Annotated in this window: 3 protein-coding genes; all 3 read left to right on the plus strand. The window is 53.0% G+C overall.

The window, feature by feature from the left end:
- Positions 1–28 precede the first annotated feature (28 nt).
- The 3 genes from V5T57_RS08990 to V5T57_RS08995 all read left to right on the plus strand — a co-directional run bounded on the left by V5T57_RS08990 (position 29) and on the right by V5T57_RS08995 (position 15,557).
- Positions 29–14,437, plus strand: coding sequence for a hypothetical protein (locus V5T57_RS08990; RefSeq protein WP_332890865.1), 14,409 nt, complete (start codon positions 29–31; stop codon positions 14,435–14,437).
- A 327-nt stretch (positions 14,438–14,764) separates the two neighbouring features.
- A complete protein-coding gene (locus V5T57_RS20925) occupies positions 14,765–15,067 on the plus strand; it encodes an IS630 transposase-related protein (RefSeq protein ID WP_442918189.1) in 303 nt (100 codons plus the stop codon).
- Positions 15,068–15,104: 37 nt separating this feature from the next.
- The gene (locus V5T57_RS08995; RefSeq protein WP_332890971.1) at positions 15,105–15,557 is read left to right on the plus strand and encodes a transposase; all 453 of its coding nucleotides are present in this window, start codon (positions 15,105–15,107) and stop codon (positions 15,555–15,557) included.
- Positions 15,558–15,595 lie beyond the last annotated feature (38 nt).

Consider the following 15,595-nt stretch of genomic DNA (forward strand, 5'->3'; position numbering starts at 1 on the left):
TACCACCTCGGTCTCCACCGACTTCACCTTGACGGTAAATCCCGAAGCGGATGGTGTAGAAATTACGGCAGGCACAGCCTCTGGCGCAGAAGATAGCTGGATCACCATTAACGAACCTACCTTTGAAATTCAGGATACGGATGGTTCAGAATCCATTACCGGTGTGACCATTACCGGTGTTCCTGATGGTGTAGAGATCCGTATGGACGATGGTACATCCATTGATGTTACCGATGGTAGTGCCACCATCCCTATGGACTATGTGACCGACTCTGGTGCAGATGATACCTACACCATTGACGGCATGGAGGTTAAAGCCCCCAGTGACTCCAACGAAGATTTCTCTTTTGGGATCACCATTGAAACCACAGATACCAACGGCGTTACCTCCGATACGGTACTTCATGATGGTGCCATTAATGTTGAAGTGGTTTCCGATGCCGATACACCCGATCTGACCGCCAACGATGTCACCGGTCATGAAGATGCCGCGACCATTGATCTGGATATCTCTGCGGCGGTCACCGATGTGGATGGTAGTGAGTCCATTACCGCTGTCACCATTACCAACGTGCCCGACGGCATGGCGCTGAGTGCAGGTACCGATAACGAAGATGGTACCTGGACCCTAGACGCTGGAGATCTGGACGGGTTGACCGCGACATTAGATGAAGATTTTTCTGGTAGCTGGGACCTGGGTGTCACCGTAGATGTGCTGGATGCTGATGCCGATGGCACTGGGGATGATACCAGCACCCGCAGCACCGACTTTACCGTCACCGTAACCCCAGATGCCGATGGCGTCATCATTACCGACGGTTCAGCCTCAGGTGTAGAAGATCAGTGGATCTCTGTTAACGAACCGACCTTTGAGATCCAAGATACCGATGGTTCTGAAATTATGGCCGGTGTGACCATTACCGGTATACCTGATGGTGCAGAGATCCGTATGGACGATGGCACCACCATTGAAGTCACCGATGGCTCAGCGACCATTCCCATGGAGTATGTGGTTGAGAGCGAAACCGATCATGTCTACACCATCGACGGGTTAGAGGTTAAAGCCCCCAGCGATTCCAATGTGGACTTTGACTTAGGCGTCACCGTTACCACGGTTGATAGCAACGGTATTGTGAGTGACAGCACCGTTGATAGTGGTTCCATTAGCATTGAAGTGGTTTCCGATGCTGATGATCCTTCCCTCACGGCCAATGACGCATCCGGTCACGAAGATGCCGCGTCCATTGATATTGATATCACCTCTGCGGTGACTGATACCGACGGCTCTGAATCCATCACCTCCGTCGTCATTAGTGACGTGCCCGATACCGTCACCTTCTCGGCCGGTGTGGATAATGGAGATGGTAGCTGGACCCTGGATGCTGGTGATCTGGATGGTTTGACCGCGACGGTGGATGGTGATGTCTCCGGCGTGTTTGACATGACTGTCACCACCAACGTTCTGGATGTTGATGCCGACGGCGTAGCAGGTAATGATACCTCCAGCAGCAGTGACAGCTTTACCCTGACGGTTGATCCTGATGCCGACGAAGTGACCTTCACCGCCGGTTCAGCTTCTGGCGATGAAGATAGCTGGATGGATGTCAACTCCGGCTTTGGCGTGACCGACACCGACGGTTCTGAGTCTGTAACGGCTGTGACCATTACCGGCATTCCCGATGGGGCCTCCTTACAGATGGAAGATGGCACCGCCATTGAGATCACCGATGGTTCGGCCACTTTGAGCATGGACCAAGTCACCGACAATGGTGATGGCACCTACAGCCTGGATGGTTTGCAGGTGATGGCCCCTGAAGATTCCAATGCGAACTTCGACATGGGCATCTCTGTCACCACCACCGATGGAAACGGCGCCACCAGTGATACCGAGATTACCGACGGGACCATTAGTGTTGAGGTCGCCTCTGTCGCCGATGCACCGGATCTGACAGCTGCGGATGTCACCGGCGGTGAAGATGCCGCAAATATCCCTCTGGATATCGCTTCCGCGGTTACCGATGTGGATGGTTCCGAATCCATCACCAGTGTGGTGATCACGGGTGTGCCGGATACCGTGACCTTAAATGCCGGTACTGATAATGAAGATGGCACCTGGACCCTGGAAGCTGGGGATCTGGAAGGTTTGACCGCCACCGTAGATGGCGACGTCTCCGGCGTGTTTGACATGGGCGTTACCGTAAACGTGTTGGATACGGATGCCGATGCTGGTGGTGATGACACCACCTCAGTCTCCACCGACTTCACCCTGACCGTTAATCCTGATGCCGATGAAGTGACCTTTACTGAAGGTTCGGCTTCTGGTGCAGAAGATAGCTGGATGGATGNTATCTCTGTCACCACCACCGATGGAAACGGTGCCACCAGTGATACCGAGATTACCGATGGTTCCATCTCTGTGGAAGTCAGCTCGGTGGCCGACACCGGCACCTTAAGTGCGGATAATGCCACTGTAAGTGAAGATGGCGGAGCCATTGCTCTGGATATCTCTGCAGCGGTAACCGACACCGATGGATCCGAGAGCATCACCAGTGTGGTGATCTCTGATGTACCCGATACGGTGACCTTGAGTGCCGGTACCGATAATGAGGATGGTACCTGGACACTGAGTGCCGATGATCTGGATGGTTTGACCGCCGAGGTAGATGGTGATGTCTCCGGCGTCTTTGATATGGGCGTGCAGGTTAACATTCTGGACAGCGATGCCGATGCTGGTGGCGATGACACCTCGACCGTCTCTACCAACTTTACCCTGACGGTGGATCCTGAAGCCGATGGGGTGACCATCACCGATGGTTCCGCCACCGGTAGCGAAGATAGCTGGATCTCAGTTAATGAGCCCACCTTTGAAATTCAGGATACCGATGGTTCCGAGGCCATCAGTGGTGTCACCATCACTGGTATTCCTGATGGGGCCGAGATCCGTATGGCCGACGGTACCGAGATTGAGGTAACCGATGGCAGTGCTACCATCCCCATGGATTATGTGACCGAAACCGGCGACGACAACAGCTACACCATTGATGGTCTGGAAGTTAAAGCCCCCGAAGATTCTAACGTGGACTTTGACTTGGGTGTGACCGTCACCACCACCGATGACAGCGGTGCCACCACCGATATCACCACCGATGGTGGTTCCATCTCTGTCACCGTCACCTCCGATGCCGACACCCCCGACCTTTCCGTCAATGATGTGGCCGGTGAAGAGGGTAGCGGTAGCATGGATCTGGATATCCTCACCGCAGTCACCGATACCGATGGCAGTGAATCCATCAGTTCAGTGGTGATCTCCGGTGTGCCCGATACTGTCAGCTTTAATGCCGGTACCGATAATGAAGATGGCACCTGGACCATGAGTGCCGATGATCTGGATGGTCTACAGATCACTGCCGAGGATGGTACCGCCGGGGTGTTTGACCTTACCGTTACCACCAATGTGGTGGATGTGGATGGGGACAACGCTGCCCACAGTGACACCAGCAGTGCCAGTGAGAGCTTTACCTTTACCATCGCCCCTGAGGCCCAGGAGGTCACCTTTACCGCTGGGGATGCCTCGGGCAGTGAAGATAGCTGGATTGATGTCAGCTCCAGCTTCACCCTGGGCGATACCGATGGTTCTGAGTCCGTTAGTGCCGTCACCCTGACCGATATTCCCGATGGCGTCACCCTGCAATTGGCCGATGGTACTGAGATTACCGTTACCGATGGCAGCGCTGTGGTACCGATGGATAGCGTCACCACCGATGCCGACGGCACTGTCACCATTGATGATCTTCAGGTCATGGCACCAGCCGATTCCAATGTTGATTTCTCCATGGGTATCACCGTCACCACGACGGATTCCAACGGTGTGGTGACAGACACCCAGACCACCGATGGCACCATCAATGTGGAGGTTACTTCGGTAGCCGATACCCCCACAGTCAGCGCCCAAGATGCCTCCGTGAATGAAGATGGCGGTGCCGTAGCCATTGACATTGCCAGTGCGGTGACGGATATCGATGGCAGTGAGTCCATCACCAGTGTCGTCATTGGTGATGTGCCCGACACGGTCACCTTTAACGCCGGTACCGACAACAACGATGGCACCTGGACCTTTGAAGTTGGTGATCTAGATGGTCTGACCGCCACGGTAGATGGAGATGTCTCCGGCGTGTTTGATATGTCGGTGACCACCAATGTCCTAGATACCGACGCTGATGGAGCCGCCGATAACGATACCAGCAGTGCATCCACCAGCTTTACCCTGACCGTGGATGCCGATGCCGACAGCGTCAGCATTACCGATGGTAGCGCCGAGGGTATTGAAGATCAGTGGATTGATGTCAATGGTACCTTCACCTTGAGTGATACCGATGGCTCCGAGAGCGTTACCGGTGTGACCCTGAGTGGTATTCCCAATGGAGCCACTCTGCAATCGGAAGATGGCAGCGCCATTACCGTCAATGCCGATGGTACTGCCACTGTCTCCATGGACCTGGTCAGCGACAATGGCGATGGCAGCTACAGCCTGGATGGGTTGCAGGTCATGGCCCCCGAAGATTCCAATGTGGACTTCGATATGGGTATTTCGGTAACCAGTGTCGATGGCAATGGGGATAGTACCGATACCCTGGTGACCGATGGCACCATCAGTGTCACCGTAACCGGGGATGCCGATACCCCTGATCTTTCTCTCTCCATGGGGGATAGCACCGATGTAGAAGCCAGTGCGGATATCACCATTGAGAACATGGGTGATGGCGATTATGGGCACGCCAGTGCCGGTTATCACAACACCTATGGCTTCTATACCTTGGATGAGAGCGGTCAACCCAGTGAGGGTGGCATTATCTGGGCCGATGCTCATGACTCTGTGGGGGATACCCATACCCTGGAGGGTGTGGATCCTGACAGTGTTGGTTTCTTCGTACTCTCCAACGGCGATAACCGTAACGACATTAACGATGGCGATTCAGTCACCTTTGCCCAGAATGATGAAGGTACCTGGCAGGTGATGGACGTAGATGGCAACGTCTTGGTGCACAACACCAATGGCGGTCTGTTGATGACCCACGACAAGTTTAATGCCGATGGTGAAGATTACTCTGTCGACAATGCCCTGGGCGGTAACCAGAACTGGGAAGATCTGAAGCTGGCCAGCTCCGACAATGATTACAATGATGTCAACATGGATGTCACGGTAGAGGTGGAGAGCGAGGCCCACGTCGCCCATGAGCTGAACATTGATACCGGTGTGACCGATACCGATGGTTCCGAATCCGTCACCTCAGTCGTTGTGGATGGTCTGCCTGATGGGGCAAGTCTCTCAGCCGGTACCGACAATGGCGATGGCACCTGGACACTGGCTAGCGATGAGTTGGAAGGGCTGGAGATCCACACCGATCAAACCTGGAGTGGTGAGTTCTCCCTGACTGTTACCACCAACGTGGCAGATATGGATGAAGGTGGGGTTATTGTTGATGATACCAGCAGCGCCACCGCCTCCATCACCGTCACAGTCGATCCAGAAGCAGATGGCGTCACCTGGACCGATGGTTTTGCCTCCGGTCAGGAAGATAGTTGGATCGCCGTGGATGAACCGACCTTCACCCTGATTGATACCGACGGTTCCGAATCCATCACCGATGTCACCCTGACGGATATTCCTGAGGGCACAGAAATACGCTTGGCGGATGGTACCGAGATCACCGTTGGGGCGGATGGTACCGCGACCATTCCTTCCGATGCCATTGTGAGCAATGGTGAGGACAACACCTTTACCATCGACGGATTAGAGATTAAGGGTCCTGAAGATAGCAACGTTGACTTTACCTTAGGCTTTGAGGTTACCACCACGGACTCTGATGGCGTCAGTACGGTCACGGGATCTACCGAAGGGGAAGGCATTACGGTCAATATTGAGGGCGTGGCCGACGATGTCACCATCGACACCAGCTTTAGCGGTGTGGAAGATCAGACCATCGACATGACCGGTCTGGTTACCTTGACCGATACCGATGGTTCTGAGGCCGTCACCAGTGTGGTGATCTCAGATGTACCCGGTGATGTGACCTTTAATAACGGTACCGATAATGGTGATGGCAGCTGGACCTTTGATGCCGCGGATCTGGATGATCTCTCCGCCACCATCACCACCGAGCATGACTCCGATGACTTTAACCTGAGCGTCACGGTCAACACCGCGGACTATCAGGAAGATGGCAATGGCGGTTATACCAATACGGTTGATGATACCGCCAGCAAGTCCACCACCGTCACCGTTACTGTCAGCCCCGACGCCGATGGGGTGACCATTGATACTGGCAGTGCCACCGGTCTGGAAGATAGCTGGATCACCATGAGTGACTCCACCTTCACCATTGCGTCTGATACCGATGGTTCCGAAGCGGTCACCGCCGTGACCTTAACCGACCTACCCGATGGCACCCAGTTGCAGGATGCTGACGGCAACGCCATTACCGTTAACGATGATGGTACCGTCAACATCAGTATGGATCTGGTCAGTGACAATGGTGATGGCAGCTATACCCTGAGCGGTGTACAGGTTAAGGCACCTGAAGACTCCAATGTCGACTTTGATATGGGTGTGCGGGTTACCACCACCGATACCAGTGATGATGGTGCGACCGACACCACGACCGATGTGGGTACGCTGAATGTTGCGGTCACTGGTGTCGCTGATGATGCAGGGTTTACCGCCACCGATACCTCCGGCACAGAAGATCAGGCCATTACCCTGGATCTCAGCGGTAGCCTGACCGATACCGATGGTTCGGAAAGCCTGTCGGTGACCATCGACGGTATTCCCGACGGGGCCCAGCTCTCTGAAGGTTCCGATAATGGTGACGGCTCCTGGACCATCACCAGCACCGTGGATGATCCGGTGGACTTCACCAGCATTGAGCTAAGCGATCTGACCGAGGACTTCAGTGGTGAGATCGGTCTGGATGTTAACTGGACCGTCACCGACTTTGATGAAGATGGGGTTACTGTTGATGACACCCTGAGCGGCTCGGAGAGCTTTACCGTCACCGTCAATACCGATGCCGATGGAGTGACCATTACCGATGGCAGCGCCAGTGGCGATGAGGACACTTGGATTTCGGTCAACGAGCCCACCTTTGCCCTGCAGGATACTGATGGATCCGAATCGGTCACCGGCGTGACCATCACCGGTATTCCCGACGGGGCTCAGTTGCAGATGGAAGATGGCACCGCCATCACCGTCACCGATGGCAGCGCTACCATCCCCATGGATTATGTGGTGGGCACTGGTGATGACAACACTTTCACCATTGATGGTTTGCAGGTTCAGGCCCCTGATGATTCCAACGTAGACTTTGACCTGGGTATCACCATCACCACCACCGATGATGATGGGTTGACCAGCGATACCACCACCGATGCGGGCTCTATCAGCGTGGAGGTTACCGGTGTGGCCGATGGTGTCACCGACATGGCCGATGCAGGCGATGTAGAGGTGGGTGAGGATAAGTGGTTCTACCTGAACGATGCGGATAACGGTCCTGGTATCTCCAGTGATCTGCTGGATACCGATGGGTCCGAATCCATCCACTATCAGATCAATGCGGATAACAGCGATGTACGTTTGCAAGTTAAAGTAGGCAATAAATGGAAGAACCAATCCACCGATGAGGATGGTAACTGGAACGTCTCCGCTGAGGATCTGGATGCCGGTGAAGTACGCATGTACGGCGGTTGGCACGAAGACACCGACTTTACCGTCAACGTCAACGCCTACACCAAGGATATGGATGAGGATGGCAGCACGGTAGATGACACCAGTGCCATGCAGTCCACCAGCTTCACCGTAGATGTCCAGTCCGATGCCGATGGCACCAAGATCTCCTTCAACGGCAGCGGTACCGAAGATAGCGGTATAGCCATTAACAACACGATCCAGATCTACGATTATGATGGTTCCGAGAGTTTGGAAGGGCCAGTCGTAATCTCTGGTGTGCCTGATGGGGCGACGTTGAGCATCACCGGGGATAATGCCCACCTGATTACCGACAATGGCGATGGCACCTACAGCATTGATCAGGGTGCTCTAAAGGCCATCGGCACCAAAAATGGTGAAGATTACAAGTGGGAGATTGAGGATCTGGTCTTTACGCCAGCCGAGAATGATTCGTCGGATGTACAGCTGACCTTCACCACCACCACCGTCGAAGAGACCGATGATGGCAACGATAAGGTCACCCAGGTAAGCAGCAAATCCGCCACCATTAAGGTAGAAGCCGATGCCGATGGGGCCATTCTGGCCACCCCAGATGCCACCGGCCTGGAAGATGGTACCATCTCTCTGGAACCCTCCATCAGTCTGGATGGGGATATTGATGGCTCTGAGACCATCAGTGGGGATGTGATCATTACCTCTGATGATCCTGGCTCGGTTGGGGCCAAGATTGTGGTGGATGGCACCACCCTGGAGAGCAGCAGCAGTAAGACCGTTACGGCTGTTACCGACGACGACGGCAACGTGGTGATGGGGGATAATGGTAAGCCTGAAACTACCACAGAGGTCACCACCACCTGGCGGGTGCCTACCGCACTGCTTAGTGCGACTGAAGATGGGGATGGCAACACCACCGGTTGGACCTTTGATGATATGACCGTGCAGCCCCCGGCAGATAGCGATGCCGACTTTGACCTGGACTTTTCCTTGGTCATTAGTGATGACGGTGAAGATACCGCCACGGCTGCCGGTAGCCTGAATGTCACTGTGGATGCTGTGGCTGATGATCCAACCCTTAGCACGCCGGAACGTGCCCGGGGTAAAGAGGATACGGACATTGACCTGAACATTAAATCGACCCTTACAGACACCGATGGCTCAGAAACTCTGAGTGTTACCGTCAGCGGTATGCCTGAGGGTTCCTACCTGTCGGCTGGCACGGATAATGGGGATGGTACCTGGACCTTGGATCCTGAAGATCTGGATGGTCTCTCTGTTCGTCCACCAGCCAACAGTGATGAGAATTTCTTCCTTGAGGTTACGGCAACGGCGACGGAATCCAATGCCACCACAGGGGAAGATAACGCCAATGATGCCGGTGGGGTGGATACCTCCAGCGCGTCAGTGACCAGCCAAATCAAGGTCTTGGTGATGGGTCAGGCTGATGAGGCAGAGATTGGTGATCTTTCCGCCACCATGACCGAAGATCAGGCTGTGGTTGATGCCCCCGATGGTTCGGTGGTCATGGATCTCTCCAGCATCATGCTCACGGAAGATACGGATAACTCTGAGCAGCTCTCGGTCATTATCAGCATGCCCGATGATGCACCAGATGGTGCTTACATCTGGTCACCAGAGGTGGATGATCTGAGCTATGCCGGTAACGGCAACTGGGCTGTCAGTGCCGACGCTATGGATCAAATCCGTATTGTCTCCCCTGAGGACTACTCTGGTGAGATCAATGTGGACGTGAACATTGTGGTCACTGAGCGTGGTTATCTGGTGGATGACAATGGCGAACTGATTCTGGATGATGCCGGGAATGTACAGGAGATCAATGGTGGGGATGTCTGGAGCACCATGGAGCAGTACAACATCACCGTGGTGGCCGATGCTGACAACCCCAGTATCGATATCAGTGCTGCGGGCAATGAGGATACCGCTGGTGGTATTCCCCTGAACATCTCCCCCAGTGTCACCGATGGCAATGACCATGAGGGTGGTGAGATCATCACCCAGGTGACCGTCTCTGATATTCCGGCTGATGTCACCCTGCTGCAAGGCGGCCTACCCGTTACACCGGATGCCGATGGCAACTATAACTTTGATGCCGGCGATCTGGATGGGCTGACCCTGGTTACCCCCACCCACAGTAATGAAGATTTTGACATCACCGTCTCGGCCACCGCCATGGACAACAATGGCGATACCGCCACCCGTGAGGTAAGCCACAACGTTGATGTAACCGGTGTGGCGGATGGGGTGGAGAATCTGCAAGCGGGTCAAACCACAGAGGCGGATACCACCCTGACCATCGACATTGCCCAGGCAGGTAATGCCAATGGTAACAACAGTGATGACAATGCCGGTGCTTTTGAAGTCTACGTAGTAGATGATGAAGGCAACCGCACCCTGGTCTTTGAAGGCAATACCGATGTGGCCCTGACCGGTAGCCACAACAATTGGGACAGCATTACCATCGACAGTGTCGATTTCAGTGATCTGAACCCTGAAAATATTATGATCAAAGGGGCCGATGATGACTCCGCCCTGCGGGTTAACGGCATTACCATTGGTGGTGAACGCTTTGAGGCAGAAACCCATGGTGTGATCGGTAACGATGGCAACGGTAATGACAATGGTGGCGGTAGTGTTATCGACAACAATGCCAACGATGGCCATGTTTCCTTAAATGCTGACAACGGTACCCTAACCTTTGGTACCAGCGATGTCAGTTATGAAGGGGGAGATATCAGTTCAGATATCGCCTCAGACGGGGTTCATCAGATTCCCATCGAGATTCAATCTACCATGATCGATGATGATGGCTCGGAAGAACGTTATTACATGGTCACCGATGTACCTGATGGTGCTTTCCTAGCTGCCGGAGTTGATGCCGATGGTGATGCTATACATGCTGGCTTGAATGCTGGTGGTGGTCAGTGGATCGTTACCGAAGAGCAGTTGGAAGATTTACACCTGGTACCCCAAGAAGGTTTGGAGACGGGGGATACTTTTGATATCACTGTCACCGGCGTTACAGTAGAGAACGATGGGGATATCAATTTTGATGCCAGCGTCACAGTGACCATCGATATTGATACGGACCTGGATCATAGCAATAACCCCGGCCCTGGTAATGGTCATCCCAATAGTGATATGGCCTGGGATGGTGAAGTGAGCGGTGTCTCCATCAATAGTGGTGGTACAGGTAATGAAGACCATGCCATTGACATGGGTATCTCTGTGGAATCCCTGGAAATAGATGAGGGAGAGCAGGTTGAGACGGATACCATTGATACGCAGGCTATGCTTGATGCGGGATATACCAATCAAGATGGTCAGTGGAGTACGACTGAGACGGAAACCTTCACCAACACAAGAACTGAGCTCCAGGATGTAGATGTTGAACAACAACGGGAAGTTGTTGACTCCGATGCCATGGAGTCCGCCGGTTGGAGTGATAATGGTGAGAACTGGGAGAAGACAGTTCAGGAAGAGTTTGAAAATACCCGAACTGTTGATGGTGACGATATTCTGGGAACCCGCGATACCGACACCGTTGATTCTCAAGCTATGACCGATGATGGTTTTACGCTTCAAGATGGTGAATGGGGGACAGCAGGCACGGAGACCTTCACCAACACAAGAACAGAGCTCCAGGATGTTGATGTGGAACAGGAGCGGGAAGTTGTTGATTCCGATGCCATGGAAACCGCTGGCTGGAGTCAAAATGATGATGGCCAGTGGGAGAAGGATGTTGCACAAGTTCAAACAGATGACACAAGCTTCAACTTAAACCAAGCAGGCGATACAGCTTCTTATGATGTGACGGCTACAGATAGTGTCGATATCAACATCAAGTCGTTTAAAACCGGCAAGGATGATGGCGAAGTTGTTCTGACATATACAGATGGTTCGAGCAGTACGGTAGATATTGATGATGTATACACCGGCAACAATGGTACGGATACATTTACCATTGACCTAGCTGACGGACTAACGCTCGCCAATGTTAGTATTTCCCATACGGGTTCTGGCCAGGGTGGCGGTGCGAATAGCCAAGAGTTCAAAGTTGAAGGGATTTCAACCACTGAAACCACGACCGATGTTGCAGAAGGTAATGAGATCTTAATGACCACAGAGACTTACACGGTCACAGAGCAGCAGGAAGTTGAAGTCTCATTTCAAGATACCCGAGAGACCTTCACCCCTGCGACAGATGATGATCTGATCTACGAAACTGAGACCTACGTTGTTGATGAAAACATCTATACGGAGACTTTCACAGATACCAGAGATGTGACAGTGACCGCAGATGATGATGATCTCCTCATGACCACTGAGACCTATACTGTTACAGAACAGCAGGAGGTTGTTGTTGAGTTTGAAGATACCAGAGAGGTCTTGACGGCCATAGATGAAGATAACAACATCTATGAGACGACCACTGTACCCACCGATGGTAGTGAAATGACTACCTTTGTGATAGCCGATGAGGATATTCCCGAAGGGGCCACCTTGTCAGCGGGTATCTATAACCCCATCGATGAAACCTGGGTCTTCAGCATGGAGGATGTGGAGACTCTTGAGATCACACCACCAGAAGATTTCAGTGGGGATCTGAACATCCCCATGACCGCTATCACGATGGATGTGAATGGCCAGGAGCTGGAGCAGGATCACACGGTGACGGTGGATGTGAATGCTGTGACCGATGGCCCCAACATCTCCGTCGCCCCAGCAAGTGGGGATGAAGATACCATCATCGATCTGGATGTGAACTTAAGCATGTCCGATACCGATGGTAGTGAAACCCTAAGCGGTGTCCTTGAAGTAGAAGGGGTGCCGGACGGGGCAGAGCTGAACATGGGTAGCCTTAACGAAGATACCGGCAACTGGGAGATTGATGTTGCCGATCTAACCGTTACAGCAACGGCAGATAATGGTACCGCCACCGCTTGGAGTACCGATGGTCTCCAGATCACCCCAGCAGCGGATGACAATACCAACTTTGATCTGACCTTTAATGCCACCGGTGGTGAAGGTGGTGTGGATGGAGCCAATGATGTGCAGGTTAGCGCGACGGTCACTGTAGATGTCGAAGCGGTAGCCGATAATGTGATCCTGACCGTTGAGGATCAAGAGACGGTGGGTCTAGAAGGGGAAGGCATTCAGTTAGAAGGCCTCTCCGCCATGCTCGATGGTGGTGATGGGGAGACCGTGAACGTGGTGATCTCTGGATATCCTGATGAGTCCAGCTTCTCCCACGGCTTTAGCAATGGGGATGGCACCTGGAGTGTTGCCCCCGAAGATCTGGACGCATTGAACATTAAATCCCCCAGCAACTGGTCCGGGGAGATGGATCTAGAGCTGACCTCCTACTCTCTGGAGCGGGATCCAGAGAGTGGCAATATTGATATCCAAGCCAACAGCTCAGCCTCGTTCAGCATTGTCTTTGAGGAAGATGCCAGTGTGCATCAATCTGAAGCCAACGATGCCTCTGGGATTGAAAACAATGCCATCAGCCTAAACCTGAGCTCAGCATCCTTTGATACCCAGGATGATTCACCAGAAACCATGTTGATCACGCTAAATGGTTTACCAGAAGGATCGGAGCTCTCCGCTGGTGTTGAAAATGATGATGGCACCTGGAGCCTGACCGGGGATCAGCTCAACGGGTTGACCTTCAACCCACCTGAGGATTTCTACGGTACGGTGGATGCCACCATGTCGGTATCCAGTGACCAGAACAATGAAACAGTCTTGGATGTGGGTCTAGGCTTCACCATCACGGTGGATGACGTACCCACCGTCTCTACCCCCTCCGAGATAATTTATGACGATCTGAGCGGCTCGGTGGATGTGGGCTCCCATATCGAGATCAACGACAACGATAGCGATAACATGAGCGGTGCCACCATCACCATCACCGATGGGGAAGGATCTGAAGATGCCTTCAGCTTTGACGGCTATGAGGTGGAAGAGCACAGCAATGATGATGGCAGCTCCACCTTTATGATTGCCGGAACCGCCATTGTGGTCACCGGTGCTGGTATTGATGGGGATGGTCCGTTGACCCTCTCTGGTACCGCCACCACGGGTGAGTATGAGGATATTCTGCAATCCATCCAGCTGGATGTCGCCGATGGCGGTACCCGCAGCATCTCTGTAGAGGTTACCGATGAAGAGGGTGCCACCAGTGAGGCCGGAAACTTTGACATCACTGTACGTGAAGATGAGTTGGCTCTGGCCGATGGTGAAGATGGCACCTTGATCGGTGGCGATACCCACGATGTACTCACCGGTGGGGATGGCGATGACACCCTTAGCGGTGGTGCCGGTGATGATGTGATCTCCGGTGGGGATGGTGATGATGTGATCGAAGGTGGTGCCGGTGACGATATGCTCTCCGGTGGCGCTGGGGATGATCTGTTTATCTTCGGTATGAATGAGGGGTCCGACTTCATCAGCGGTGGTAGTGACTACAACGATGTGATCCGTATGGATGGCATGTCCGATGATCCCAACCTGGAACTGGGGGATGTGGGCAACTGGACCATCGAAACCGATGCCGAATACAGCGTTACCGAGCTGGAGATCAACGGCGATGTATTCGACGCGATCTCCTTCGAAGATGGCGACGCTGCGGGCTCCATCACCCTGGAGGATGGTACCGAACTGGACTTCGACGGTATCGACCATATCGCTTGGTAAGTCGAGAAATCCAAGTTATAGGAGAGAGGGCTGCTGTAAAGCAGCCCTTTTTCTTTTAGTGTGCCCGGTTGGGCACACATGCTTGGTGGTGCAAGTCCTCTACAGGCCCTGTGCGGGGGGAACTGTTAGTTGAACGGCAAGGGTGTCCACCGCGAGGTGGGATTTGAAGGAAGCTGAAGGCAAAAACACTGGACCGGCAAATAGGAATCGCATAAGAGGTGTTCATGCTGGATGAGGAGGCTATAGCCATCTCAAATCAAAGTTAGACAGTCTATGATTATTGATTATGAGCTGTGACATAGAACTACGCCAACGAGTAATCGACTTGTGGAATCTGGAGGTAAGAAGGCCGAGGCTGCCCGGATTTTTCAAGTAAGTCGAGCGACGATTTACAACTGGCTGTCACGAGACAGCCTGGAACCAACCCTGCGAGTTCCAAGCGAACGAAAATTAAACAAGGAAGCCTTGATAGAACATGTCAAAGCCTATCCAGACGCTTTGCAAAGAGAGCGCGCCGTTCATTTCGGGGTTTGTGACACCACCATCAGTGCTGCGCTAAGGAAGCTTGGGATCGGTAAAAAACGAAGCGCTACACTGAGAGATGTACAGAAGAGCGTACTATTGGGCTGACCTGTATCGTCACTGGGAGTAGTACGGTCATGAAAATATAGTCTATTTTGATGAAAGCGGATTTGAAGAAGAGGTGATTCGCCGTCATGCGTGGGCACCAAAGGGTAAAAAGATCTATGGTGACTTTGCGGGGAGTAAGCGTAAACGAACCAACTTGATCATGGCCCAGCGCGGTAATGCGTGGTTAACACCCATGATCTTTGAGGGTTCGTGTCATGCTCCGTTGGTTGAGGCATGGATTGAAAAGATGCTATGGCCTCAATTAAAGGAGCCCAGTGTAATCATTATGGATAATGCCAGTTTCCACAATAGACGGAAGATTGCTGAAATACGTGCTAGAGATGGTCATGTACGCCTTCCGCTTCCCCCGTACAGCCCAGACCTCAACCCTATTGAGCAATCCTTCGCAGTCTTGAATAAACGTAGAGAGTTGACTGTGCCACCACCAACATTAGAAACCTTAATAATGTCCAACTATGGTTTGCGGTGATGATAGGGTAGGGGCCGTTCAGCGCGCTATGTGCTCAC

This window comes from Magnetococcus sp. PR-3, assembly GCF_036689865.1.
GTDB lineage: Bacteria > Pseudomonadota > Magnetococcia > Magnetococcales > Magnetococcaceae > Magnetococcus.